Here is a 25,999-nt window from a genome sequence, read left to right as displayed (position 1 = left end):
GGGGGCCGGTGTAGTGCACAGCAGGGCCTCGATCCAAAATAAAAAAGCCCCGGCAGCATATGCTGTCGGGGCTGTTTTATTTAGGAGCCTGACGATGACCTACTCTCACATGGGCAACGCCACACTACCATCGGCGCTGGTCTGTTTCACTTCTGAGTTCGGGATGGGATCAGGTGGTTCCAGACCGCTATGGTCGTCAGGCAAAACGGTTGATCACTGGGGGACGAGATGGAACGTGATAGTGATTTCGTTTGAGCGCGAAGGCTCTGCGTTATCCGCAATTGTCTTGGGTGTTATATAGTCAAGCCGCACGAGCAATTAGTATCGGTTAGCTCAACGCCTCGCAGCGCTTACACACCCGACCTATCAACGTCCTGGTCTTGAACGGCTCTTCAGGGACCTCAAGGGTCCAGGGAGATCTCATCTTGGAAGGGGCTTCCCGCTTAGATGCTTTCAGCGGTTATCCTATCCGAACATAGCTACCGGGCAATGCCACTGGCGTGACAACCCGAACACCAGAGGTTCGTCCACTCCGGTCCTCTCGTACTAGGAGCAGCTTTCCTCAAATCTCCAACGTCCACGGCAGATAGGGACCGAACTGTCTCACGACGTTCTAAACCCAGCTCGCGTACCACTTTAAATGGCGAACAGCCATACCCTTGGGACCGGCTTCAGCCCCAGGATGTGATGAGCCGACATCGAGGTGCCAAACACCGCCGTCGATGTGAACTCTTGGGCGGTATCAGCCTGTTATCCCCGGAGTACCTTTTATCCGTTGAGCGATGGCCCTTCCATACAGAACCACCGGATCACTATGACCTACTTTCGTACCTGCTCGACGTGTCTGTCTCGCAGTTAAGCGGGCTTGTGCCATTACACTAACCGCATGATGTCCGACCATGCTTAGCCCACCTTTGTGCTCCTCCGTTACGCTTTGGGAGGAGACCGCCCCAGTCAAACTACCCACCACACAGTGTCCTCATCCCCGATAAGGGGACCAAGTTAGAACCTCAAACATGTCAGGCTGGTATTTCAAGGTTGGCTCCACGACGACTGGCGTCGCCGCTTCAAAGCCTCCCAGCTATCCTACACAAACATGCTCAAAGTTCACTGTGAAGCTATAGTAAAGGTTCACGGGGTCTTTCCGTCTAGCCGCGGATACACCGCATCTTCACGGCGATTTCAATTTCACTGAGTCTCGGGTAGAGACAGCGCCCCCATCGTTACGCCATTCGTGCAGGTCGGAACTTACCCGACAAGGAATTTCGCTACCTTAGGACCGTTATAGTTACGGCCGCCGTTTACCGGGGCTTCGATCAAGAGCTTCGCGCAAGCGCTAACCCCATCAATTAACCTTCCGGCACCGGGCAGGCGTCACACCGTATACGTCCACTTTCGTGTTTGCACAGTGCTGTGTTTTTAATAAACAGTCGCAGGGGCCTGGTATCTTCGACTGGTTTCAGCTCCACCCGTAAAGAGTCTCACCTACCACCAGCGTGCCTTCTCCCGAAGTTACGGCACCATTTTGCCTAGTTCCTTTACCCGAGTTCTCTCAAGCGCCTTGGTATTCTCTACCTGACCACCTGTGTCGGTTTGGGGTACGGTCTCGAATAGCCTGAAGCTTAGAAGATTTTCCTGGAAGCAGGGCATCAATGACTTCCCGCTCTAAGAGCAGTCGTCGTCGCGTCTCGGCATTGTGGGACCGGATTTGCCTAACCCCACTGCCTACATGCTTAAACCGGGACAACCGTCGCCCGGCTCACCTAGCCTTCTCCGTCTCTCCATCGCAGCTATCCAAGGTACGGGAATATTAACCCGTTTCCCATCGACTACACCTTTCGGTCTCGCCTTAGGGGCCGACTCACCCTGCGCCGATTAGCGTTGCGCAGGAACCCTTGGTCTTCCGGCGTGGGAGTTTTTCACTCCCATTGTCGTTACTCATGTCAGCATTCGCACTTCTGATACCTCCAGCAAGCTTCTCAACTCACCTTCGCAGGCTTACAGAACGCTCCCCTACCCCGCATACAAAGTATGCAGCCGCAGCTTCGGTGACCAGTTTGAGCCCCGTTACATCTTCCGCGCAGGCCGACTCGACTAGTGAGCTATTACGCTTTCTTTAAAGGATGGCTGCTTCTAAGCCAACCTCCTAGCTGTCTGAGCCTTCCCACATCGTTTCCCACTTAACTGGTACTTGGGGACCTTAGCTGGCGGTCTGGGTTGTTTCCCTCTTCACAACGGACGTTAGCACCCGCTGTGTGTCTCCCGGATAGTACTCACAGGTATTCGGAGTTTGCATCGGGTTGGTAAGTCGGGATGACCCCCTAGCCGAAACAGTGCTCTACCCCCTGTGGTATTCGTCCGAGGCGCTACCTAAATAGCTTTCGGGGAGAACCAGCTATCTCCGGGCTTGATTAGCCTTTCACTCCGATCCACAAGTCATCCCCTGGCTTTTCAACGACAGTGGGTTCGGTCCTCCAGTTGATGTTACTCAACCTTCAACCTGCTCATGGATAGATCGCCCGGTTTCGGGTCTATGCCCAGCGACTAAATCGCCCTATTCAGACTCGGTTTCCCTACGGCTCCCCTAAACGGTTAACCTCGCCACTGAACATAAGTCGCTGACCCATTATACAAAAGGTACGCCGTCACGGAACAAGTCCGCTCCGACTGCTTGTACGCATACGGTTTCAGGATCTATTTCACTCCCCTCACAGGGGTTCTTTTCGCCTTTCCCTCACGGTACTGGTTCACTATCGGTCAGTCAGGAGTATTTAGCCTTGGAGGATGGTCCCCCCATGTTCAGACAGGATATCACGTGTCCCGTCCTACTCGATTTCACTGGACTCAGGTTTCGGATACGGGGCTATCACCCACTATGGCGGCACTTTCCAGAGCCTTCTCCTACCAGTTGTCCAGCTTAAGGGCTGGTCCCCGTTCGCTCGCCGCTACTGAGGGAATCTCGGTTGATTTCTTTTCCTTCGGGTACTTAGATGTTTCAGTTCCCCGAGTTCGCCCCTTACACCTATGTATTCAGTGCAAGGTACCGACCCGAAAGTCGGTGGGTTTCCCCATTCAGAGATGCCCGGATCACAGCTTGTTTGCCAGCTCCCCGAGCCTTATCGCAGGCTTCCACGTCTTTCATCGCCTCTGACTGCCAAGGCATCCACCGTATGCGCTTAGTTGCTTGACTATATAACCCCAAGACAACTGATCTGTACGCCACCATAAACAGGAGCACCCAACCCACCGAAGTGAAGCCAGCTTTCCCATCCAGGATGAGGTTCAGAGACAGTCGCTCGAAGTCATATACAACCACTTCAACGACAACACCGGATAACGCTTGAAATCGCTATCACATTGAACACTTTCTCTCGGAGATAATGAGAAAAAGCATTCGTGTTCTATCTCGTCCAATTTGTTAAAGAGCAAATCTGACCCAGTGATCAGAAAGAAGGTCTTCAGTCACAACCTTGACGGTCACAAAACTGAAAAACTTGTTTCTGTNNNGAAAAAGCATTCGTGTTCTATCTCGTCCAATTTGTTAAAGAGCAAATCTGACCCAGTGATCAGAAAGAAGGTCTTCAGTCACAACCTTGACGGTCACAAAACTGAAAAACTTGTTTCTGTACACTGCTAACTCGCGTTAGTCAGTAAAGGTTTTGGTGGAGCTAGGCAGGATCGAACTGCCGACCTCCTGCGTGCAAGGCAGGCGCTCTCCCAGCTGAGCTATAGCCCCATAAAAGCTATTACAAGAATTATTCAGATCAAGGCATCGGATGGCGCCGCATAGCCNGGCAGGATCGAACTGCCGACCTCCTGCGTGCAAGGCAGGCGCTCTCCCAGCTGAGCTATAGCCCCGTCTGCTTGTCCAGCTTTCATCACTCGTCGTTGCAGCATTCGCTCGCTTCAGTCATGACCCATCGAGGGTCACTCCTTCTCTCACTCACACTGCGCCTAGATTGACAAAACCTGTCCGGCGCATCCGCGATTGCCTCGACTTTTGAGGCCTACTAATCCGAGCTTGCCAAATCCAGTGGCGATCTCGGAAATTGTTCAGATCTAGGCGTATTCGGGCGCCGCATAGCCTGCTATGCAAGTCCGGACACAACGACGAGCTGAGCAATTTNACCTCCTGCGTGCAAGGCAGGCGCTCTCCCAGCTGAGCTATAGCCCCAAGACTTATCACCTAAGCCCGGCCGCGCACGGAATCTCAGGCTATAGAATTTTGTGGATCTAGGCATCGAAGTGCGCCGCATAGCCTGCTATGCAAGTACTTCGATAACGACGAGCCACGAAATTCTGGTGGGTCTGGGTGGACTTGAACCACCGACCTCACCCTTATCAGGGGTGCGCTCTAACCACCTGAGCTACAGACCCGGTTTTGCCTGTCCTAGAACAAGCCAAGTCGGGTCTGAAAGACCCTTTTGCTCTCTTTAGAAGCTAACCAAGTAATTCGTGTGGACTCTGACCGAAGCCTTCGGCTTCGTTTAAGGAGGTGNTGGTGGGTCTGGGTGGACTTGAACCACCGACCTCACCCTTATCAGGGGTGCGCTCTAACCACCTGAGCTACAGACCCGGTTTCGCTTGTCTTCGAATCGCCTGGACTGCGTTGCAGCTCTCGCTCAATCGGTCACGTACGCATGTACGCTCCCTCTCTCACTCAATCTGCGCCTTGCCAGCCAATCCGAATCCGGCGCCAAACCCTGAGGTCTGGTCAAACCGACATCGGGCCTGCATAGACCCTTTTGCTCTCTTTATTAGCCAACCAAGTAATTCGTGTGGACTCTGACCGAAGCCTTCGGCTTCGTTTAAGGAGGTGATCCAGCCGCAGGTTCCCCTACGGCTACCTTGTTACGACTTCACCCCAGTCATGAACCACACCGTGGTGATCGTCCTCCCGAAGGTTAGACTAACCACTTCTGGTGCAATCCACTCCCATGGTGTGACGGGCGGTGTGTACAAGGCCCGGGAACGTATTCACCGTGACATTCTGATTCACGATTACTAGCGATTCCGACTTCACGCAGTCGAGTTGCAGACTGCGATCCGGACTACGATGCGTTTTGTGAGATTGGCTCCCCCTCGCGGGTTTGCAGCCCTCTGTGCGCACCATTGTAGCACGTGTGTAGCCCTGGCCGTAAGGGCCATGATGACCTGACGTCATCCCCACCTTCCTCCGGTTTGTCACCGGCAGTCTCCCTAGAGTTCTCAGCCGAACTGCTAGCAACTAGGGATAGGGGTTGCGCTCGTTACGGGACTTAACCCAACATCTCACGACACGAGCTGACGACGGCCATGCAGCACCTGTGTCAGAGTTCCCGAAGGCACCAATCCATCTCTGGAAAGTTCTCTGCATGTCAAGGCCAGGTAAGGTTCTTCGCGTTGCGTCGAATTAAACCACATGCTCCACCGCTTGTGCGGGCCCCCGTCAATTCATTTGAGTTTTAACCTTGCGGCCGTACTCCCCAGGCGGTCAACTTAGTGCGTTAGCTGCGCCACTAAGACTTCAAGAGTCCCAACGGCTAGTTGACATCGTTTACGGCGTGGACTACCAGGGTATCTAATCCTGTTTGCTCCCCACGCTTTCGCACCTCAGTGTCAGTGTTGGTCCAGGTAGCCGCCTTCGCCACTGGTGTTCCTTCCTATATCTACGCATTTCACCGCTACACAGGAAATTCCACTACCCTCTACCACACTCTAGCCTGACAGTTCGAAATGCCGTTCCCAGGTTAAGCCCGGGGCTTTCACATCTCGCTTATCAAACCACCTACGCGCGCTTTACGCCCAGTAATTCCGATTAACGCTTGCACCCTCCGTATTACCGCGGCTGCTGGCACGGAGTTAGCCGGTGCTTCTTCTGTGAGTAACGTCAATCCTCAAGGGTATTAACCTTAAGGCCTTCCTCCTCACTGAAAGTGCTTTACAACCCGAAAGCCTTCTTCACACACGCGGCATGGCTGGATCAGGGTTGCCCCCATTGTCCAATATTCCCCACTGCTGCCTCCCGTAGGAGTTCGGGCCGTGTCTCAGTCCCGATGTGGCTGATCATCCTCTCAGACCAGCTACGGATCGTCGCCTTGGTAGGCCTTTACCCTACCAACTAGCTAATCCGGCTTAGGCTCATCTGATAGCGCAAGGTCCGAAGATCCCCTGCTTTCCCCCGAAGGGCGTACGCGGTATTAATCCGGGTTTCCCCGGGCTATCCCCCACTACCAGGCAGATTCCTAAGCATTACTCACCCGTCCGCCGCTCGTCAGCATCCCGAAGGACCTGTTACCGCTCGACTTGCATGTGTTAAGCCTGCCGCCAGCGTTCAATCTGAGCCATGATCAAACTCTTCAGTTTAAATCATACAAGAATCCGAAGATCCTCTATTCTTGCTCAAGACAAAACTCAATTTTCGACGAGTCACTGTCCTGATATTTCAGTTCCGAAATACCTCGGCCAGCGCCCACACGAATTACTTGGTTAACTTTTTAAAGAGCGTTTGAGCCGTGGCTCAATCAAGGTGGCGTATTCTACATCGTTCCGCCGTCTTGTCAACCGTTTGTTTTTCGTTGTTTTCCGCCTCCGGAACCCGCCGAAAAACACATCGGCTTACTGCTTAATCGAGGCGAGCATTCTACACTGAACGACTCGCCTGTCAACTGCTTTCTGAAGATTTTTAAAACTCATTTTCTTCAGTAATTTCAAGCAGTTGCTTTCATTCGGGATGCCACCGTTTGTGGCTTGTCCCTCAGAAGTGGTGCGCATTCTACAGACGTCAGGAAAACTGTCAACGAGGTTTTTGAATTAATTGTTAGCGGTTTCGGTTTCCACCTACCCCATCGATCAGCCACTGATCAACCTGCCTTAAAAACAAACGCAAATCACCCCCTGACAAACGGAATCATCCCCCGCGAGCCCGCCCACTTCCAGCGAACCGCAAGAAGAACCAGTATTGCCAGGCCATAAAACACCATTTCCCCCACATCGCTGCGCGCTTGCCAGATAAAATGGACCCAGGCGACTACGATGCTCGGATAAACCAGTTTGTGCAGCTGCTTCCAGCTCCGACCCAGTCGCTTCATCATTCCCTGGGTTGATGTCAGCGCAAGAGGAATCAGCATCAGGAAAGACAAGGCACCCGCCACTATGTAGGGTCGCTTGGTAAAGGTTACCCACAAGTCAGTCCAACCGAGAATAAACTGAAGAAACGCCAGAACATGAAGCGTCGCGTAAAAAAACGCGAACAATCCCAGCATCCGCCGAATCCGGATCCAGCCGCTCCACCCGGTCCAGCGTTTGAGCGGCGTCATACATAAAGTGGCTATGAGTAGCTGAAATGCTGCAAGCCCCAGAAGCTCTGTCACTTCCTGGCCCGGGTCAGGCCCGAGAGATTGCGCGGCAATATTGGACACCAGAAACAGAAAGGGCATACTCGCCAATAAGGCGGCCAGGAGGCGAAAAGCCAGGAGGAACCGGGGATGCCCACTCCAGCGGGAACCTGGCATTAAAAGAACTTCCGCAGATCCATGTCTTTATAGAGATGGGCGACCTGCTCTCCGTAGCCGTTAAATTTGACGGTTTCCATCCAGTTAGGAGAAAGCAGTCCGGAAGGAAGCCTCCTCTCTCTCTTCTGGCTCCATCTTGGGTGATCCACTTCGGGGTTCACGTTGGCGTAGAATCCGTACTCCTGTGGCGCGATCATTTCCCATGTTGTTTCTGGCCGTTCCTCCTGGAATCGAATCTTCACAATGGACTTGATGCTCTTGAAGCCATATTTCCAGGGAACAACCAGTCTGATAGGTGCGCCGTTCTGTTTAGGCAGGGTCTTTCCATAAAGGCCAACTGCCAGAAAGCTCAGTTCGTTCATGGCCTCGTCCATGCGCAACCCTTCCTGGTAAGGCCAGTCAATTGTGCTGAAGAGCGAGCGCTGCCCGCGCATCTGGTCCGGATCATGCAGGGTTTCGAAGTACACATATTTCGCTCGGGAGGTGGGCTGCAATCGCTTGAGGATGTCCGCCAGCGGTACACCAATCCAGGGTATCACCATGGACCATGCCTCAACACAACGGAGACGGTAAACGCGCTCCTGATATTCGTGGGGCTTAAGCAGGTCTTCCAACGCGTACTCACCGGGTTGCTCGCACTCCCCCTCAACGCCCAATGACCAGGGATCTACCGTCATTTCTTCAGCATACCTGGCAGGATCACCCTTGCCCGTTCCGAACTCGTAGAAATTATTGTATTGAGCGACATCCTTAAAAGGCGTCTTCTCTTCGGCTGTGGAATAGTCGGGCATCGGGACGAAATTCAGCGACTTACCCTGGACAGGTAACTCGGCTGCAGGCAGCAGGCCTGGTATCGAGAGTCCGGCCGCCACAGCAACGGAACCAGACATAAACTGTCTTCGATTCAGATAAACCGATTCAGGCGTAATCTCGGATTGGGATAAAGCCCAGGATGGGCGCTTCTTGATGAACATATAAAGTCTCCGCTGGAGCGTCAGCCACGTAAGGCGTTGACCGGAGACTGATACGGAAATTTCCCCGAGCTTCCCTTTGAAAGCTCGGGACACCGAATTATTATTCGTTGGCACCTTGGGTTTTGCGCGGTTTACCACGGAACAAGGCACGAACGGGGCCGGACAACGCGTAGATCAGGAACCCTGTGAAAAGTACGGTGGCTGGATCCAGTGCGATCACTACGAAGCCCAGAACAACCAGGAGAATTGCCGCGAAGGGGACCCGGCCACGCAGATCCAGATCCTTGAAACTTCGATAAAGGACGTTGCTGACCATCAAAACGCCAGAACCTCCCACTACAACAAGGGTCAGAAATGTGAGCCAGGCTGCCGGCTCAAACAAGTGAAAGCACCAGACCAGTCCCGCAACACAGGCCGCGGCCGCTGGGCTTGGCAACCCGACAAAGAATTTCTTGTCGACCGAGCCAATCTGGGTATTAAATCGAGCCAGACGAAGAGCCGCACCGGCCACGTAAATAAAGGTAATAGTCCAGCCGACCTTGTCGAGACCATTCAGCGACCAGAAAAAGGCGACTAGGCCAGGGGCGACACCGAACGCCACCATGTCGGCGAGGCTGTCGTACTCCTCACCAAATTTGCTCTGGGTGTTGGTCATCCGGGCCACGCGACCATCCAGACCATCCAGAATCATCGAAACAAAAATGGCAATCGCGGCGTTATCAAAGACGCCGTTTGCGGCAGACACAATGGCGTAAAAGCCAGAAAACAGAGAGGCCGTCGTCAGCGCATTGGGAAGAAGGTAGATACCTTTACGCCGGACCGGCGCACCCTCAACAAGTTCTTCCTCAACCACTTCGCCGGCCTCAACTTCATAGTCCGGGTTCTGCTTATCGTCAGCAGATGTTATTTCTTCAGTCATTCCCATTACTCCGGAAAGCATTTGGGCGAATTATATACGAAAAACGCGGCCACCCGGGCCGCGTTTTTCAAACCAGGCGGAATTCCGCTCAGTTCTTGTCCTTATCCACGATCTTGTTCGCGGAGATCCACGGCATCATTCCGCGCAGCTTCTCACCGACAATCTCGATTTCGTGAGCGGCGTTCTGGCGACGACGCGCCGTCATGGACGGGTAGTTCAGAGCACCCTCGGAGATGAACATCTTGGCGTACTCACCGCTCTGGATGCGCTTCAGTGCGTTGCGCATGGCTTCGCGGGACTGCTCGTTGATGATTTCCGGGCCAGTCACATACTCACCATACTCCGCATTATTGGAGATGGAGTAGTTCATGTTGGCGATGCCGCCTTCGTACATGAGATCAACGATCAGTTTCAGCTCATGCAGGCACTCGAAGTAAGCCATTTCCGGCTCATAACCGCCATCCACAAGCGTTTCGAAAGCTGCTTTGACCAGTTCGACAGTACCACCACACAGAACCGCCTGCTCACCGAACAGATCGGTTTCGGTCTCGTCCTTGAACGTGGTTTCGATGATGCCGGTACGACCACCACCGATGCCGCTGGCATAGGACAGGGCCAGGTTTTTGGCATTGCCGGAGGAGTCCTGGAAGATGGCGATCAGGTCAGGGATACCACCACCACGGGTGAACTCGGTACGGACCGTGTGGCCCGGAGCTTTCGGGGCAACCATGATGACATCCAGATCCTTGCGCGGAACGATCTGGTTGTAGTGAATGGCAAAGCCGTGAGCGAAGGCCAGGGTCGCGCCCTGCTTCAGGTTCGGCTCGATTTCAGCCTGGTACAGCTGAGACTGGAACTCGTCCGGGGTCAGAACCATGACAACATCGGCTGCCGCGACAGCGGAGGGCACGTCGCTGGTCTTCAGACCGTAGGCTTCCGCCTTCGCAATGGAGGAAGAGCCCGGGCGCAGACCAACGGTTACATCAACGCCGGATTCCTTCAGGTTGCACGCGTGGGCGTGGCCCTGGGAACCGAAACCGATGACGGCAACTTTCTTGCCCTGGATGATGGAAAGATCACAATCCTTATCGTAATAAACCTGCATGAGAAACCTCTGTTATTGGTGATGGCCCCGAAGGACCATGATATTCAAACTCTGTTTGAAATTATTAAAGGCTGAGCACCTTCTCGCCCCGGGCAATGCCGGATACACCGGTACGCACCACTTCCAGCACACCCGAGGTACCAATGGCCTGGATAAAACCATCAAGCTTTTCGCTGTCGCCTGCCAGCTGAACGGTGTAAACCGAGCTGGTCACATCGACGATCTGGCCGCGGAAGATGTCCACCGTACGCTTGATCTCGGCACGCTGAGACCCGGTGGCCTTCAACTTCACCAGCATCAGCTCACGCTCGATGTGAGCGCCCTCGGTCAGATCGACCAGCTTAACTACCTCGATCAGCTTGTTCAGCTGTTTGGTAATCTGCTCGATAACCTTGTCTGAGCCAGTAGTTGTGACCGTCAGACGGGACAGGGTCTCATCCTCGGTCGGCGCCACAGTAAGGCTTTCGATGTTGTAGTTACGCTGGGAGAACAGGCCCACTACCCGCGACAATGCGCCCGGTTCGTTTTCAAGCAAAACAGAAATGATTCGACGCATGATCACACCCTCTCCGTCTTGCTGAGCCACATATCCTTCATGGCGCCACGGGCAACCTGCATCGGGTACACGTGCTCAAACCGGTCTACGTAAATATCCACGAACACCAGCTTGTCCTTCATGGCCAGCACTTCTTTGAGCTTGGTTTCCAGATCTTCCTTCTTGTCGATCCGGACTCCGACGTGGCCATAGGCTTCCGCCAGCTTGATAAAGTCTGGCAGGGATTCCATGTAGGACTGGGAGTGACGGGACTCGTAGTTCATGTCCTGCCACTGCTTGACCATACCCAGGGCCTGGTTGTTCAGGTTGATGATCTTGACCGGCAGATTGTACTGCTTGCAGGTCGACAGTTCCTGGATGTTCATCTGGATGCTGCCTTCACCGGTGATGCAGAGTACCTCGTCGTCCGGATGGGTCAGCTTGATACCCATGGCCGCGGGCAAGCCAAAGCCCATGGTGCCCAGGCCACCGGAATTGATCCAGCGATTGGGCTTGTCGAACTTGTAGTACTGGGCGGCAAACATCTGGTGCTGGCCGACGTCGGAAGTGACAAAGGCCTCGCCGTTGGTCAGGCGACACAGCATTTCAATCACTTCCTGGGGCTTGATCACATCCGGGCTGGTCTCATAGCGCATACCATGGAAGGCCCGCCACTCATCGATCTGTTTCCACCAGGAAGCAATCGCATCGGCATCCGGCTTTTCCTTGCTTTCCTTGACCAGCGACAGCATTTCCTTGAGCACGGCATCCACCGGGCCAACGATTGGGACATCGGCATCAATGGTCTTGGAGATGGAAGCCGGGTCTATATCAACGTGGATAATGCGCGCACCCGGACAGAACTTCTCGGTGGCATTGGTGACGCGGTCATCAAACCGCGCGCCCACACAGAGAATGAGATCCGAATGGTGCATGGCCATATTGGCTTCGTAAGTGCCGTGCATGCCAAGCCAGCCAAGGTGCTGTTTATCGCTGGCCGGGTAACAGCCAATGCCCATCAGCGTGTTGGTGATCGGATAGCCCAGCATCCGGACAAGTTCCGTTAACTGATCCGAGGCCTTGCCAAGAACAACCCCACCGCCTGCATAGATAATCGGACGCTTGGCGGCCAGCAACATGTCGACGGCTTTCTTGATCTGGCCCGCATGGCCACGAATGGCGGGATTGTAGGAGCGCAGCTTCACCTTCTTCGGATAAGAGTATTCATAACGCTCGTTCGGCGTGGTCATATCCTTGGGTATATCCACAACAACCGGGCCAGGGCGACCAGTAGCGGCGATGTAATACGCCTTGCGAATAATTTCCGGAATTTCCTCGGGATGGCGAACGCTGAAATTGTGCTTAACCACTGGACGGGAAACACCCATCATATCGGTTTCCTGGAAGGCGTCCTCTCCAATGAGGGTTGACGCAACCTGGCCGCACAGAACCACCATAGGGATGGAATCCATGAATGCGGTGGCAATGCCGGTGATGGTGTTGGTGGCTCCAGGGCCCGAGGTCACCAGGACAGTACCCGGTTTTCCGGTCGCCCGCGCATATCCGTCGGCCATATGGACCGCCGCCTGCTCGTGCCTTACCAGAATATGTTTGACTTCGTCCTGCCTGAACAGCGCGTCATAAATATGAAGGGCTGCACCACCCGGATAGCCGTATATGTACTCGATACCCTCATCTTTGAGGGACCGGATCAGCATATCGGCGCCAGACAATAACTCCACGATTTTCTACCCTCTTCTAAGAGTGAATGAGCCGGGATTCATCCCGGTTGCCTGGGTTCACGGTGTCCTTGCTTCTTTTGAAAGCGGAACCGGCTGCTCCTCCACACCTTAAAAAGAGGTTGTCTCCTGGCCAGCCGCCCTCCTGAGGGTTGCGGAGAACGGCCAATCAACGGGTTGCACGTAAGCAACAACCATCCCGCGACCAATGCGCGGCGCGTTCAGTGTGGTGATTAACGGGGGATACTCGCTCGGGATTGCCTGCCGTATTGACCCCAGTCTTCAGGCAATCGGTAATTCTGACAGCGCTAAACTCCCTGTCAATAGCAGCTGCAGGTTTCTGTGCCTATACTGGCCGCCGGTCTGCCACACTCGGCGCAATTCCGGTGCAAAGATTTGAACCAGACAGAAGAAAATCCACAGCACCGATGGCATGATAGGCCATAATCGAAAGAGAAAAACGGGCCCGGTGTATCCAGGTTGTCTGCCTGCCCGGGAGCAGTGAACATACGCGAGTAGAGCCATGAACAGAAAAATCCTGACGCTGACCTTATTACTGGCCGTAGTACCAGGTGTCGCCATGAGCGCCTCTGTCTATAAATGGACCGACGAAAACGGGGTTACCCACTTTGGTGACCGGCAGCCCACAGGCGCGAAGGCCGAACGTGTAAATGTTCGCTCCGGCACCTCTTCGGATGCTGCCGGGAAAAAACAAAGCCCGCAGGAGCGGCTGCAGGACATGCAGGACCGGCAGGAAGGTGAAGCGGAGAAACGGCAGGAAACGGCCGTCGAGGAAGCCCGCCGGAAACAGCGGGAGGCAAATTGCGCAACAGCCCGCTCAAACCTGGACGTGATCGACCGCAATGCCCGCATCCGTATTGAGGAAGATGGTGAGCAGCGCTATCTGTCCGAGGAAGAGATTGCCGAGAAACGGGCAGAATTCGAACGGATTGCCGAAGAAAACTGCGGCCCGCAAGAACAATAGAAAAAAAGGGTCAGATGAAAGTTTTCATCTGACCCTGGTTTCATTTACGCCTTGGTGAAGTCCAGATGGTGATCCTTCACCGTGCCACGAATGACATCACCCGGCATAAACTCTCCCTTTAGCAGGCGCTGGGACAGCGGGTTCTCGATCATCCGCTGGATTGCCCGCTTCAGTGGCCGGGCACCGTATACCGGATCGTAGCCCACTTGCGCCAGCAGCTCCATGGCCGCCTCATCCAGTTCCAGTTTCATATCCTGGTCTTTCAGGCGATTGCTCAGAAACTCGATCTGAATCTTGGCAATGCCCTGGATCTGGCTTTCCGCGAGCGGATGGAACACCACCACTTCATCCACCCGGTTTATAAACTCAGGGCGAAAATGCGTGCCGACAACCTCCATGACCGCGTTCTTCATGGATTCGTAGTTCTCTTCCCCGGCCTTCTGCTGAATGATGTCCGAGCCGAGGTTTGAGGTCATCACAATTACAGTGTTCCGGAAGTCCACCGTGCGACCCTGGCCATCCGTCAGGCGTCCGTCCTCCAGCACCTGCAGCAGGATGTTGAAGACATCCGGGTGGGCTTTTTCCACCTCATCCAGCAACAGCACCGAATAGGGACGACGGCGAACCGCCTCGGTCAGATACCCACCTTCCTCATAACCGACATACCCCGGGGGCGCACCAATCAGGCGAGCCACGGAGTGCTTCTCCATGAATTCGGACATATCAATCCGAACCATGGCTTCATCGGTGTCAAAGAGAAAGGATGCCAGGGCCTTGCACAGCTCGGTTTTACCGACACCGGTCGGACCAAGAAACAGGAACGAACCGTTGGGCCGGTTAGGATCGGACAATCCCGCCCGGGAGCGGCGCACCGCATTGGAGACCGCTTCCACGGCTTCGTCCTGGCCAATGACGCGGCCATGGAGCGCCTCTTCCATGCGCATCAGCTTGTCACGCTCGCCCTCGAGCATCTTGGAGACAGGAATACCTGTCCACTTGGAGACGATCTCGGCAATCTCCTCTTCTGTCACCCGGTTCCGGAGCAATGTCATCTCCATCATCTCGGCCTGACTGGCCATATCCAGCTGGCGTTCAAGCTCCGGGATCTGCCCGTACTGAAGCTCGGACATTTTGCCAAGGTCACCCGCCCGGCGGGCGTTTTCAAGATCAATCCGGGCCTGCTCCAGGCGGCTTTTGATCTTCTGTGAGCCGTGGAGGGCTGCCTTTTCTGTATTCCAGACTTCTTCCAGATCCGCGTATTCGCGCTCCACACCCGTAATCACATCCGACAACTCAGACAAGCGCTTCTTCGAAGCCGGGTCGGTCTCCTTTTTAAGGGCTTCCCGTTCAATTTTCAGCTGAATCAGGCGGCGCTCAAGGCGGTCCAGGGGCTCAGGCTTGGAATCCATTTCCATGCGAATCTGGGAGGCTGCCTCGTCCACCAGATCAATGGCCTTGTCTGGCAGCTGCCGGTCAGCAATGTAACGGTGAGACAGTTTCGCAGCAGCAATAATGGCACTATCGGTGACTTCAACACCGTGGTGCACCTCGTAGCGCTCTTTCAGCCCCCGCAGGATTGCGATGGTGTCTTCTTCGCTGGGTTCATCAACCAGCACTTTCTGAAACCGGCGTTCAAGGGCCGCGTCTTTCTCGATGTTCTCACGGTATTCATTGAGGGTGGTGGCGCCCACACAATGCAGCTCGCCCCGGGCCAGCGCCGGCTTGAGCATATTGCCAGCGTCCATGGAGCCCTCAGCTTTGCCGGCACCTACCACAGTGTGAATTTCGTCAATAAACAGGATGATCTGTCCTTCCTGCTTGGACAGCTCATTCAACACCGCTTTTAACCGCTCTTCGAATTCGCCCCGGAATTTGGCACCAGCAATCAGCGAGCCCATATCCAGGGACAGGACTTTCTTGTCCTTGAGACCATCAGGCACCTCGCCATTTACGATGCGCTGCGCCAAACCTTCAACGATGGCAGTCTTACCCACGCCGGGCTCGCCAATGAGTACCGGGTTGTTCTTCCGGCGACGCTGCAGCACCTGAATCGTCCGCCGGATCTCATCGTCACGACCAATCACCGGGTCCAGCTTGCCGGCCTCTGCGCGCTCGGTCAGGTCGATTGTGTACTTGGACAACGCCTGGCGATTTTCTTCCGCGCCGGCATCGTTTACGGCTTCACCGCCACGAACCTCGCTGATCGCCTTCTCCAGGGCAGCCTTGTCGACGCCCTGCTCACGAAGTACCCGACCCAGGGTGCCTCGGTCTTCCAGCGCCGCCAGCAACATCAGCTCACTGGAGATGAACTGGTCCTTCCGCTTCTGGGCCAGCTTGTCGGCTATATTGAACAGGCGCCCCATATCATTGGACATGGAGACATCACCGGCCGACCCTTGCACTTCCGGCAGGTTTTCGATTTCACGGGCAATGGCCTGGCGAACGCGCCCGGGCTCGGCACCCGCCTGCTTCAGTAATGGCTTGATGGCGCTGCCCTCCTGATCAAGAAGCGCCTGCATCAGGTGTACCGGTTCGATAAAGTTATGATCCTTACCCACAGCCAGTGACTGGGCGTCCGCAAGTGCGGTTTGAAGCCGGCTGGTCAGTTTGTCGATTCTCATGATTTCAGTTCCCCGATTCGGTTTGCGAATGCTCTGGTGAGTCATCGCGACTCAGTCAACACTCGAATTGCTTTGACCTTAAATGTAGGGGCAGACTGGGGGACTTCAAGCGGGCAAGGCAACAAACTGTCAGAAAATTGACGGGAATCAGTCGCGGGACGGGTTGGCAGGATTCAGAGACAAACGATCAGCTCAGCCAAACCAGCGTTGCCAACCGGCCAGTCTGGCCATCACGGCGGTAAGAGTAAAAGCGGGCGGTGTCCGTCACTGTGCAGAAGCCTCCTCCGGAGACCGCATTTACGCCAGCGCTCTGAAGCCTCTGACGGGCCAAGTGATAGATGTCGGCCATGAAATGACCGGGACGTGCGCCGGGCTTCGCAAAGGCACTGTCAGCCCTCGGATCAACCGCCAGAAATGCATCCCGCACTTCCGGGCCGACCTCGAATTGCCCGGCGCCAATCGCCGGCCCCATCCAGGCCAGCAACTCCTCTGGCGGGACCGCCATGGCCTCGACAAGGTTTTCCAGAACCCCACCACACAAACTCCGCCAGCCCGCATGTGCGGCACCTACAACCTGGCCCTTCCGATCGGCCAGGATAACCGGCAGGCAGTCCGCCGTCAGAATAACGCAGGCGATGCCCGACTCCCGGGTAAAGCTGGCGTCGGCTTCGGGCAGGCGGTTGAGATTCCCGCGGGCGACTTCCACGACCCGGGTGCCGTGAATCTGGCTTAACCAGGCAAGACTGCCCGGCCCCAACCCGGCTTGCCGCGCTAACCGCGAACGGTTTTCAAGGACATCATCGGGCCTGTCCCCAACGTGATCACCCAGATTCAGGGAATCCCAAGGGGGCTGGCTTAGGCCACCAATACGAGTTGTGCAGGCCGACCTGACATTGGGCGGCACTGGCCAGGCCGGATCAATCAGGGGCAACTCAGAATTCATTGCTTTGCATGTCTTTCACATGCTTTCTGAGTGCTGCCAGCAATTCCACCATATCCTCCGGCAGGGGCACTTCCCAACTCAGGATTTCTCCGGTCTGCGGATGCTCCAGCGTAAGTTGCCGGGCATGGAGCGCCTGGCGGTTGAACGCGGAGAGCGCCTCGCGCAGTTCTTCAGTGGTTCCCTTGGGAAGCCGCAGGCGACCGCCATACATGGGATCACCTACCAGTGGGTGTTTGACATGGGCCATATGCACCCGGATCTGGTGAGTACGACCGCTTTCAAGTTTGCAGCGGATAAGCGTGTGGGCGGCAAAACGTTCTAACAGCCTGTAGTGGGTTACCGCTGGCTTGCCCGAAGCAACCACCGCCATCTTCTTGCGCTCCCGGGGGTGCCTGCCAATGGGCGCGTCCACCGTTGAACCACCCGTCAGCGTGCCGACCACGACCGCTTCGTATTCCCGCCCCATGGTTCGGGTCTGCAACTGGTCTACCAGAGAGGTGTGGGCAATCAGACTGCGCGCAACCACCATTATGCCCGATGTATCCTTATCAAGCCGGTGGACGATACCTGCCCTGGGAAGATTCTCTACTTCCGGGGCATAGTTCAGCAGCGCGTTCACCAGAGTGCCATCCGCGTGGCCGGCCGCTGGATGCACCACAAGCCCGGCGGGCTTATTGATAACCAGAAGATGCTCGTCCTGGTAGACAATATCCAGGGAGATTTTCTCAGCCTGCCAGCTCACCTGAACTTCCGGCTCGGCGTCCAGCTCCAGGCGATCATCCAGCATCACCTTGTCCCGAGGCTTACGCGCCTCACCATTTACTGTCAACGCACCACTTTTAATCCATGATTGCAGCCGCGAACGGGAGTGTTCGGGCATCAGCTCTGCCGCTGCCTGATCCAGGCGCCGGTCACTCAACGCCGGTGGTACAACAAAGCTGGCGACGATTCGATTTTCAGATGACATTAAGCCCCCAGGGCCTGTGTGTGTTACGTTTCGGTCAGATTCTTTGAAACAGCAGGGCGTTCCTCTTCAGATGCCTCTGCACATAGAGCAACTTCCCCGCTACAATGGCTGCCCTTGAATTAATCGACATTATACGGGATTACGGCATGAGATCAGGTCTTCGTTTACTGCTACTTTCCACACTGGTTATTCTGGTCAGTGCCTGCGCTTCCAACAAGCAGGAAGAAGTGCTTCCGGAGAAGACCTACTACGAGAATGCCCGCCAGGCCATGAACTCCGGGAATTTTAATGAAGCGGAACAAAATCTGGACTCGCTGGAAACCTACTATCCGTTTGGCCGCTATGCCGAGCAAGCTCAGCTTGATCTTATCTATGCCCGCTACCAGAACCTGGATCTTGAAGGTGCCCGTGCGGCAGCCGACCGCTTTCTGCGCCTGAACCCGCAAAGTGACCACGCTGATTATGCCCTGTATATGCGCGGACTCGCCTCCTACAACCTGGACCTAGGGCTTGCGGCCCGCTACTTCCCGATCGACGTGGCCGCCCGGGACCCAGGTGAGCAAATGCAATCCTTCAGGGACTTCTCGGAACTGCTCAATCGCTACCCGGACAGCCAGTACGTGGCTGATGCCCGCCAGCGCATGATCGCAATTCGCAACCGTATGGCCGAACTGGAAATTCACGCAGCACGCTATTACATCAAGCGCCAGGCCTACGTAGCGGCAAACAATCGTGGTCGCTATGTGGTGGAGAACTACCCGTCATCGCCCTCCGTTGAAGAGGCCATGATCATCATGGCTGAAACCTATCAGTTCCTGGACCTGAAAAAGGGGGCGCAGGACGCCATCGCCCTGCTTCGCACCAACTTTCCGGACAGCGAAGCGTTTAACGATAATGGCGAGTTCGATGCCGACCTGCTGAAGGGAGAGAATCGCTCACTCACCAACGTGGTCACTTTTGGGTTGATGGGCGACGAATAACAAACTGACGTTGGGGGGCAAATGAAAGCTTTATCTGCCCCCGTATTAGGTTACTTACCGCTTTTCCAGCCATTGGTAATCGGATATCGGCGATCCTTGCCGAACCCACGCTCGGTAATTCGTACGCCGATCGGCGCCTGGCGCCGCTTGTATTCGTTGATGTCCACCAGGCGGATAACCCGCTCCACATCGGCCCGGTCAAAGCCTTCCGAAACAATGGCGTCGGCACTGAAATCCCGCTCCACGTAGAGATTCAGGATCTGGTCCAGGACATCGTAACCGGGCAAGCTGTCCTCATCTTTCTGGTCTGGCGCCAGTTCTGCGGAGGGCGGCCGGGTGATGACGCGCTCCGGAATTGCCTGGGAGACCGTATTTCGGTATTTGGCCAACCGGAACACCAGGGTTTTCGGGACATCCTTGAGCACGTCGAAACCACCAGCCATATCGCCATAAAGGGTTGAATAGCCCACGGCCATCTCGCTCTTGTTGCCCGTCGTCAGCACCAGCGACCCGAATTTGTTGGACAGGGACATCAGCAGAACACCGCGCAGGCGGGCCTGAAGATTCTCTTCCGTCGTGTCGGGGCGGGTGCCCTCAAACGGTCCGGCCAGGGTTTCCATGAAGGCATCGTACATGGGTTCAATAGAGAACACGTCGTACTGCACCCCAAGTTCTACCGCCTCGGCCTCGGCATCTTCAAGACTCATGCTGGAGGTGAAGCGAAAAGGCATCATTACCGCACGGACACGGTCCTTACCCAGGGCATCGACCGCCACCGCCAGGGTAACTGCCGAGTCGATGCCGCCAGACAGCCCCAAAACCACTGACTTAAACCCATTCTTGTTCACGTAATCCCGAACGCCCGTCACCAGAGCTTTGTACACATTAGCTTCCAACGAGGGCTCTTCGGGTAAGGGGCGGGAAACCGGTTGGCAGTGGAGCTCACAGAGAAAATCGACCGGATAAAGCCCCTCACCAAACTGGGGCGCTTCTGCCATCAGTACACCGGAGTGATCGAACACCATGGAACCACCGTCGAAGACCAGCTCGTCCTGGCCACCTACCAGATTCACATACACAATGCTGACAAGATTCTCCCGGGTCTTACGCTCCAGCAGCGCCTTCCGGCGAGCCTGTTTGTCGATGTCGTACGGGGATGCATTCAGGTTCAGGATCAGCCGGGCTCCAGCCGCGGCGCAATCTTCAACCGGCCCTTCCTTCCAGATGTCTTCACAGATGGTGATGCCAACCTGAACACCGCGGATATCCAGAGTCAGAACATCCGTACCTTCAGCGAAGTACCGTTTTTCATCGAAAACCTGGTAATTGGGCGGGAAGCGCTTGAAGTACCGACCCGTTATTTCGCCACCATCGATAACCACGGCCGCGTTATACAGGAGCGCGCCGTGACGCAGGGGGGCTCCGATTACGATGGCGGGCTCCAGTTTTTCCTCCTGCAGACGCCCAAGAGCTTCATTAACCCGGACCTCAAGGCTCGGCCGCAACAGCAGGTCCTCTGGCGGATAACCAGTCAGGCAAAGTTCCGGGAAAACCACAATGTCCGCCTGGTGGTCCGATGCCGCGCGGCGAGCCGCACCAATTACAAGCTCAGTATTACCGGGTATATCACCGACCAGAAAATCCAGCTGGGCCATCACCACCCGCAATTTTCTGGCCGACACTCCGGCGGCGGCCTGTTTTCCGGAAACGGACATAAATCAGCTCCTGTAACTCATTGCCATGAAAAGGCTATTATAACCCCGCAAGCGCGAGGATTTCTCCCGACCAACAGTGGATTCCTGTAAATCATGGCAGTAGATACACCGTTACGTTCAACTGACACTCTCGGCCCGGCACCCACCACGCCGTCCGGAGTGCAGCAGGCAAAGCTGTTCAGGATCTATAACCACTATCGTCTTGTGGTCAGCCTGATGCTGGTGGCGTTGCTGTTTGTCGACCCGGTCAATTTTGATATGCGGTTCCGGCTGCTGGACTACTATCAGGCCGGCGTTTCCGCCTACCTTGCCCTGAACGCCTTTATTGCCCTGCTTCTGATAGCCGGCTTCCACCCGAGCCAACGGCACATCACGCTCTCGATCCTGCTGGATATCCTGATCATGCACGGACTGTTGCTCACCAGCACCGGCATAACCAACGGCCTGGCCAACCTCGTTATTGTTTCCGTGGCCGCGGGCAACATTCTTACGCCAAGCCGCATGGGAACCTTCTATGCCGCACTGGCCGCCATCTGTTCCCTTGGCATCTCGGGGTGGGCGGTTCTGGCACTGGGCGAATCCGCCGATGATATCGTCCGTGCCGGCTCCCTGGGCATACTCTACTTTGCAGCGGCCGTCTTGTTGCAGTATATCTCCCGCCGAATGATGCGAAGTGAAGCCCTGGCGACCAGCCGGGCCCGCAGCATTGCCGAGCTGGAGCAGATCAACCAGCAGATTATCCAACGCATGCGCACCGGCATACTCGTGCTGGACCGGTTTGGCCAGATCCGTTTGGCCAATGCGGCCGCCGAAGAACTTCTGTACGGCGCGCCAAAAGCCTCGGGTACGGGTCATACGTACGCAACCGTGCTGCCCAAGCCCCTGAAACTGGGCCTGGATGCCTGGCTTGAGGACCCCACTCGCCGTATCGAACCCTTCCAGCCCTCCCCCACATCTCCGTTACTGCAGGCAAACTTCACTCAACTGGATCAGGAGCGAGGCGACCAGATCCTTGTATTCATTGAAGACATGAGCAAGGTCACCCAGCAGGCACAGCAGATGAAACTGGCTTCTCTTGGGCGACTCACCGCAGGTATCGCACACGAGATTCGCAACCCCTTGGGCGCGATCAGCCATGCGGCACAGTTGATGGAAGAAGCCCCGAACCTGGAGCCCGGCGACCGCCAGATGCTTGGTATCATTCGGCGCCACTCCCGCCGGGTGAATGGCATTATCGAGAATGTTCTGGACCTCTCCCGGCGCCGGGCCGCCGATGCGGATCTTATTGAGCTGGCGCCCTGGCTCCAGGAATTCAGGGAAGACTTCCTCCAGACACAGGACGACGACTGTACGGCTGCCAATATCATTCTGAAAATCGATCCGCAGCTGCCTCCCGCACGGTTCGACAGAAGTCAGATTGAACAGGTGATGGTGAATCTTTGCGATAACGGTTTACGCTACAGTGAACAGCACTCCGGCCAGCGAAAGATCGGAATACATGCCGGGGCAACCAGTGATGGCAAACGAGCATATATCGATGTCCGTGACTTGGGCCCCGGAATTGCTCCGGAAAACCGAAGCTCGGTTTTTGAGCCGTTTTTCACGACAGACAAGACCGGAACCGGGCTCGGACTTTATCTGGCACGGGAACTGTGCGAGGCTAACCAGGCGCACCTTTCCCTCGTAGAAGATAACAAGCCGGGCTGCTGTTTCCGCATTACGTTCGCTCATCCGGGGCGAATGATCTGACCCGACGCCGGCGGATATCGGGCGTATGAATAACGACATGGAACCGAAGACAAAAGATGACCACATACACAGCGCTGATCGTTGACGACGAACCGGACATCCGGGAACTGCTAGAAATTACCCTGACCCGGATGGGGATAAAAACAGTCACGGCACCCGACCTCACCACCGCTCTGGCGTTGCTGGAACATAACAAACCGAACCTCTGCCTCACCGACATGAACCTGCCCGACGGCAATGGCATTGAGCTGGTTCAGTGGATCCAGCAGCATGCTCCGGCCACTCCCGTTGCCGTCATTACTGCGTATGGCAATATGGATACCGCCATCGAGTCCCTTAAAGCTGGCGCCTTTGATTTTGTGTCCAAGCCAGTTGAACTCCCGCGCCTCCGGGAACTGGTCAACAGTGCACTGAAGCTGTCGGAACCCAAGACGGATACCGAAGACGCCGCAGATGAGCCCGGCCTTCTGCTCGGAAAATCCCCCGAAATACGAAAACTGCGAAACCAGACCCGGAAGCTGGCCCGAAGCCAGGCCCCGGTATTTATCAGTGGCGAGTCCGGCAGTGGTAAGGAATTGGTCGCCCGAATGATCCACCTGCAGGGCCCTCGCCGTGAAGGGCCTTTCGTTGCCGTTAACTGTGGTGCGATTCCCTCGGAACTGATGGAGAGCGAGTTCTTCGGGCACAAGAAAGGCAGTTTTACCGGTGCGGTGGAAAACAAGGACGGTCTGTTCCGCTCGGCCAACGGCGGCACTCTGTTTCTGGATGAAGTTGCAGACCTGCCGCTGGCCATGCAAGTGAAGCTGCTCCGTGCCATCCAGGAAAAAGCTGTCCGCCCCGTGGGCGACACCAAGGAAGTACCGGTGGATATCCGGGTGCTCAGCGCCACCCACAAAAACCTGCCGGAACTTGTTCAGGAAGGCAGCTTCCGCCAGGATCTGTTCTACCGGATCAACGTGATCGAGCTGGCCGTTCCGCCGCTGCGGGAGCGCGAGAATGACATCCCCCTGCTGGCCGGCCACATTCTTGACCGCATTGCCCGGGAATATGAGTGCGATCCCGCCACGCTAACTCCCGCTGCCATTGATCGCCTCAAGGGCTACGATTTCCCCGGAAACGTGCGGGAACTGGAGAATGTTCTGGAGCGCGCCTTTACCCTGTGCGATGCCGACCAGATTGATGCTGACGACTTGCACCTAGGGAATGGCGTGCAACATGCGGCGTCGCCCTCCCAGATCATTGCGGAGGGCCAGACCAGCGAAGGTGAGAATTTTACCGTACCGGATGGGGAAATCGATCTGGAGGGATACCTGGAGAAGATCGAACGGCAAGCCATCGAGAAGGCGCTGGAAGCGACCCGGTGGAACAAGACGGCGGCGGCGAAGCGGTTGGGGATCAGTTTTCGGGCGTTGCGGTATCGGTTGAAGAAGTTGGGGATGGAGTGATCTCCATCCCAGAAGATGCTGTTCGGGGGGACGCAATCACTTTTTTTCCGGTAAACTCTCAGGCGCTTTTCTACAGGATGTAAAAAAGCGCTTCTCGATCAATTACCAATCAACATGGATGTTGACTATGCAGCTTCTAATGAAAGCCAGGGGCTTCACTCTGGTTGAACTCGTTCTGACCCTTGCACTTTTGGCCTTCCTGGCTGGTATCGCCAGCACCTCCTGGACGCGCTTGATCTCCGAAACCCGTCATACCGATATCGTTAATGGCACGTATCGAATGTTTGCTTTGGCGCGATCCTACGCCGTACATCAGAAAACCCTCACAACCATTTGTCCGCTCTCTGCTGCACTGCGGTGCATTGATGACTGGAATAGGCCGGTGTCTGTTTTCCCCGACAGAAACAACGACAAACGCCCGGACAATGGCCGCATCCATAGAGTTTTCAATCTTACGAAAAGCAATTCGAGGCTTTACTCAAGAACAGCGGGAAGGGGCTACTTTCAACTGGCTCCCAACGGCATGAGTCACGGCACCATGGGAAGTCTTGTTGCATGCTCTCAATCTGGCGATCAGAGTGCAGCAATGAGCTACCTCGCACTTAACATCGGTGGGCGCCTGAGAACCCTTCGTGATAAGGACGGCGATGGTGCGATCAGACTTCCATGGGGCACCACAATCACCTGCCCGAGCACCTGATCAACAGATAATTTCACAACTGGCAACAAAGCGTGACTTTCGTCACAACCCGAAAAACCAGATGCCGCTTATTCCCCGACTTCAACCGTTCGTCGGTTGGCCGATGCATCCCGCTGGCACCTTTGATCTACTACTCTGAGGCTAACCAACGGGATATGGCATGTTGAAAAGAACGGCAGGTTTCACGCTAATTGAGTTGCTTATTACCATGGTGGTGCTAGCGATCATTGCCACCGTCGCGATCCCCGGTTTCGGCAGGTTAATTGAAGGTAACAGATTGGTATCCGGTACCAACCTGCTGGTGTCGTCGATCAAACTTGCCAGAACGGAAGCTATAAAGCGTGGCACTACAGTCACTTTCAGCTCTGATGGTGGCTTGGCCAGTGGCTGGTGTGTCCACGACGGTGATGCAACCGGAGACTGCGCCAATGACCAGATTCGCGGCTTCGAGTCGCCGGGCAACCTTACCTTCACTGAGACAGCGGGCGACCTGGTGTTTGACCGCCGGGGATTTCTTGTGCCCCAAACCGCCCAGACCTTTACCGTCGCACCAAACGCTTGTGCCAGTGGAGACATCACCTTCCGGACAATCCGAATCAGCCCGGTCGGACGAACAGAAATAGACGACGGAGTATGCCCGTGAGCCAAGCATTCCCTGTGCAAACCAAACCAAAGCATTGTGCGACAACACTCAAGTCACAAGCCGGCATTGGCCTGATCGAAATTCTGGTCACGGTCCTAGTACTCGGCATTGGCATACTCGGGGTCGCCTCCACCCAGGTTGTCTCCCTGCAGATGAACTCCCAATCGCAAAGCCGGAGTCAGGCTGTCTTGCTGGCAGAAGATATCCTGGACCGGATTCGCGCTAATGCAGACAACCCGGGCGCTTATGCTTTGGCTCAGGGCAATGCTCAGGGTGGTGACAATGGCGCCTGTGATACCTCATTCGTCCCGGCCAACGCCACGGTGGCAGCGAACGATATTGCTGCCTGGGAGAACAGTCTTGCCTGCCTGCTTCCGGCTGCACAACGTACCGTGGCGGTGAATGGCAACACAGTAACGGTATCGATCGACTGGGATCAGGACGACCAGGCCATGAACCCCGTAGTAGTGAGGACACAGATTTGAT

At 55.6% G+C, this 25,999-nt stretch carries 17 protein-coding genes, 3 tRNA genes and 3 rRNA genes; 7 read left to right on the top strand and 16 right to left on the bottom strand.

Going from position 1 to position 25,999, the window contains the following annotated elements; translation table 11 throughout:
- Window positions 1–86: 86 nt before the first annotated feature.
- The 12 genes from rrf to CLH62_RS19560 all read right to left on the bottom strand — a co-directional run bounded on the left by rrf (window position 87) and on the right by CLH62_RS19560 (window position 12,768).
- Window positions 87–201, bottom strand: a 5S ribosomal RNA gene (gene rrf, locus CLH62_RS19625).
- Between the two features lie 96 nt (window positions 202–297).
- Window positions 298–3,190: ribosomal RNA gene (locus tag CLH62_RS19620) — 23S ribosomal RNA — on the bottom strand.
- Window positions 3,191–3,660: 470 nt separating this feature from the next.
- Window positions 3,661–3,736, bottom strand: a tRNA-Ala gene (locus CLH62_RS19615).
- A 564-nt stretch (window positions 3,737–4,300) separates the two neighbouring features.
- Window positions 4,301–4,377 (bottom strand) — tRNA-Ile (locus CLH62_RS19600).
- 122 nt (window positions 4,378–4,499) lie between these two features.
- Window positions 4,500–4,576: transfer RNA gene (locus tag CLH62_RS19595), tRNA-Ile, on the bottom strand.
- Window positions 4,577–4,809: 233 nt separating this feature from the next.
- Window positions 4,810–6,345: ribosomal RNA gene (locus CLH62_RS19590) — 16S ribosomal RNA — on the bottom strand.
- The 16S, 23S and 5S rRNA genes sit together here with 3 tRNA genes alongside, the layout of an rRNA operon.
- Window positions 6,346–6,869: 524 nt before the next feature.
- On the bottom strand, window positions 6,870–7,493 hold the full coding sequence (locus CLH62_RS19585) for a protein-methionine-sulfoxide reductase heme-binding subunit MsrQ (RefSeq protein ID WP_099619869.1): 624 nt from the start codon (window positions 7,491–7,493) through the stop codon (window positions 6,870–6,872).
- Window positions 7,493–8,467, bottom strand: a complete 975-nt coding sequence (gene msrP / locus CLH62_RS19580) for a protein-methionine-sulfoxide reductase catalytic subunit MsrP (protein ID WP_099619868.1) — start codon at window positions 8,465–8,467, stop codon at window positions 7,493–7,495. Before msrP ends, CLH62_RS19585 begins: the two co-directional genes overlap by 1 nt.
- A gap of 100 nt (window positions 8,468–8,567) precedes the next feature.
- Window positions 8,568–9,386 carry a CDP-diacylglycerol--serine O-phosphatidyltransferase gene (gene pssA / locus CLH62_RS19575; RefSeq protein ID WP_099619867.1) on the bottom strand — a complete coding sequence of 273 codons (819 nt, stop codon included), beginning with the start codon at window positions 9,384–9,386 and terminating at the stop codon, window positions 8,568–8,570.
- An 88-nt stretch (window positions 9,387–9,474) separates the two neighbouring features.
- Entirely contained in the window at window positions 9,475–10,491 is a 1,017-nt protein-coding gene (gene ilvC, locus CLH62_RS19570; protein WP_099619866.1) for a ketol-acid reductoisomerase, read from the bottom strand.
- Window positions 10,492–10,555: 64 nt separating this feature from the next.
- Window positions 10,556–11,047 (bottom strand): acetolactate synthase small subunit, encoded by a 492-nt coding sequence (gene ilvN, locus CLH62_RS19565; protein ID WP_048497877.1) that lies wholly within the window; start codon window positions 11,045–11,047, stop codon window positions 10,556–10,558.
- A gap of 2 nt (window positions 11,048–11,049) precedes the next feature.
- On the bottom strand, window positions 11,050–12,768 hold the full coding sequence (locus tag CLH62_RS19560; protein WP_099619865.1) for an acetolactate synthase 3 large subunit: 1,719 nt from the start codon (window positions 12,766–12,768) through the stop codon (window positions 11,050–11,052).
- Between the two features lie 520 nt (window positions 12,769–13,288).
- On the opposite strand from CLH62_RS19560, the gene CLH62_RS19555 reads away from it, so the two are divergent.
- Window positions 13,289–13,750, top strand: a complete 462-nt coding sequence (locus tag CLH62_RS19555) for a DUF4124 domain-containing protein (protein ID WP_099619864.1) — start codon at window positions 13,289–13,291, stop codon at window positions 13,748–13,750.
- 44 nt (window positions 13,751–13,794) lie between these two features.
- On the opposite strand, the gene clpB is transcribed toward CLH62_RS19555, so the two are convergent.
- The 3 genes from clpB to rluD form a co-directional block, all read right to left on the bottom strand.
- Window positions 13,795–16,371 (bottom strand): ATP-dependent chaperone ClpB, encoded by a 2,577-nt coding sequence (gene clpB / locus CLH62_RS19550; RefSeq protein WP_099619881.1) that lies wholly within the window; start codon window positions 16,369–16,371, stop codon window positions 13,795–13,797.
- A 187-nt stretch (window positions 16,372–16,558) separates the two neighbouring features.
- Window positions 16,559–17,314 carry a peptidoglycan editing factor PgeF gene (gene pgeF / locus CLH62_RS19545; RefSeq protein ID WP_099619863.1) on the bottom strand — a complete coding sequence of 252 codons (756 nt, stop codon included), beginning with the start codon at window positions 17,312–17,314 and terminating at the stop codon, window positions 16,559–16,561.
- Window positions 17,304–18,281, bottom strand: a complete 978-nt coding sequence (gene rluD, locus CLH62_RS19540; protein WP_099619862.1) for a 23S rRNA pseudouridine(1911/1915/1917) synthase RluD — start codon at window positions 18,279–18,281, stop codon at window positions 17,304–17,306. The genes pgeF and rluD overlap by 11 nt, the downstream gene beginning before the upstream one ends.
- Before the next feature lie 146 nt (window positions 18,282–18,427).
- Here rluD and CLH62_RS19535 point away from each other — a divergent pair, with 146 nt between their 5' ends.
- Window positions 18,428–19,261, top strand: a complete 834-nt coding sequence (locus CLH62_RS19535; RefSeq protein WP_099619880.1) for an outer membrane protein assembly factor BamD — start codon at window positions 18,428–18,430, stop codon at window positions 19,259–19,261.
- A gap of 50 nt (window positions 19,262–19,311) precedes the next feature.
- Here CLH62_RS19535 and CLH62_RS19530 read toward each other — a convergent pair whose 3' ends face one another.
- Window positions 19,312–20,976 carry an NAD+ synthase gene (locus CLH62_RS19530; RefSeq protein WP_099619861.1) on the bottom strand — a complete coding sequence of 555 codons (1,665 nt, stop codon included), beginning with the start codon at window positions 20,974–20,976 and terminating at the stop codon, window positions 19,312–19,314.
- Window positions 20,977–21,069: 93 nt separating this feature from the next.
- On the opposite strand from CLH62_RS19530, the gene CLH62_RS19525 reads away from it, so the two are divergent.
- The 5 genes from CLH62_RS19525 (at window position 21,070) to pilV (ending at window position 25,998) form a co-directional block, all read left to right on the top strand.
- Window positions 21,070–22,725: a sensor histidine kinase gene (locus CLH62_RS19525; RefSeq protein WP_099619860.1), complete on the top strand. Its 1,656-nt coding sequence runs from the start codon at window positions 21,070–21,072 to the stop codon at window positions 22,723–22,725.
- A 56-nt stretch (window positions 22,726–22,781) separates the two neighbouring features.
- Complete coding sequence (locus CLH62_RS19520; RefSeq protein ID WP_099619859.1) at window positions 22,782–24,170, top strand: sigma-54-dependent transcriptional regulator; 1,389 nt, start codon at window positions 22,782–22,784, stop codon at window positions 24,168–24,170.
- Window positions 24,171–24,297: 127 nt separating this feature from the next.
- Window positions 24,298–24,870: a GspH/FimT family protein gene (locus CLH62_RS19515; protein WP_170005832.1), complete on the top strand. Its 573-nt coding sequence runs from the start codon at window positions 24,298–24,300 to the stop codon at window positions 24,868–24,870.
- Window positions 24,871–25,030: 160 nt separating this feature from the next.
- Complete coding sequence (locus CLH62_RS19510; RefSeq protein ID WP_099619857.1) at window positions 25,031–25,513, top strand: GspH/FimT family pseudopilin; 483 nt, start codon at window positions 25,031–25,033, stop codon at window positions 25,511–25,513.
- A complete protein-coding gene (gene pilV / locus CLH62_RS19505; RefSeq protein WP_170005831.1) occupies window positions 25,510–25,998 on the top strand; it encodes a type IV pilus modification protein PilV in 489 nt (162 codons plus the stop codon). Before CLH62_RS19510 ends, pilV begins: the two co-directional genes overlap by 4 nt.
- Window position 25,999: the final 1 nt, after the last annotated feature.

The sequence above is a fragment of the Marinobacter guineae genome (assembly GCF_002744735.1).
Classification (GTDB): Bacteria; Pseudomonadota; Gammaproteobacteria; order Pseudomonadales; family Oleiphilaceae; genus Marinobacter; species Marinobacter guineae.
The sequence above is the reverse complement of the archived record's forward strand: the minus strand, read 5'-3'. Positions and strand labels throughout refer to the sequence as shown.

Bases quoted from the DNA above. Each gene is read 5' to 3' on its own strand.
- CLH62_RS19520 (WP_099619859.1), top strand. From the start codon at position 22,782: ATGACCACATACACAGCGCTGATCGTTGACGACGAACCGGACATCCGG.
- msrP (WP_099619868.1), bottom strand. From the start codon at position 8,467: ATGTTCATCAAGAAGCGCCCATCCTGGGCTTTATCCCAATCCGAGATT.
- CLH62_RS19515 (WP_170005832.1), top strand. From the start codon at position 24,298: ATGCAGCTTCTAATGAAAGCCAGGGGCTTCACTCTGGTTGAACTCGTT.
- CLH62_RS19525 (WP_099619860.1), top strand. From the start codon at position 21,070: ATGGCAGTAGATACACCGTTACGTTCAACTGACACTCTCGGCCCGGCA.
- ilvN (WP_048497877.1), bottom strand. From the start codon at position 11,047: ATGCGTCGAATCATTTCTGTTTTGCTTGAAAACGAACCGGGCGCATTG.
- CLH62_RS19555 (WP_099619864.1), top strand. From the start codon at position 13,289: ATGAACAGAAAAATCCTGACGCTGACCTTATTACTGGCCGTAGTACCA.
- CLH62_RS19530 (WP_099619861.1), bottom strand. From the start codon at position 20,976: ATGTCCGTTTCCGGAAAACAGGCCGCCGCCGGAGTGTCGGCCAGAAAA.
- CLH62_RS19585 (WP_099619869.1), bottom strand. From the start codon at position 7,493: ATGCCAGGTTCCCGCTGGAGTGGGCATCCCCGGTTCCTCCTGGCTTTT.
- CLH62_RS19510 (WP_099619857.1), top strand. From the start codon at position 25,031: ATGTTGAAAAGAACGGCAGGTTTCACGCTAATTGAGTTGCTTATTACC.
- pgeF (WP_099619863.1), bottom strand. From the start codon at position 17,314: ATGAATTCTGAGTTGCCCCTGATTGATCCGGCCTGGCCAGTGCCGCCC.
- ilvC (WP_099619866.1), bottom strand. From the start codon at position 10,491: ATGCAGGTTTATTACGATAAGGATTGTGATCTTTCCATCATCCAGGGC.
- clpB (WP_099619881.1), bottom strand. From the start codon at position 16,371: ATGAGAATCGACAAACTGACCAGCCGGCTTCAAACCGCACTTGCGGAC.
- pssA (WP_099619867.1), bottom strand. From the start codon at position 9,386: ATGACTGAAGAAATAACATCTGCTGACGATAAGCAGAACCCGGACTAT.
- CLH62_RS19535 (WP_099619880.1), top strand. From the start codon at position 18,428: ATGAGATCAGGTCTTCGTTTACTGCTACTTTCCACACTGGTTATTCTG.
- rluD (WP_099619862.1), bottom strand. From the start codon at position 18,281: ATGTCATCTGAAAATCGAATCGTCGCCAGCTTTGTTGTACCACCGGCG.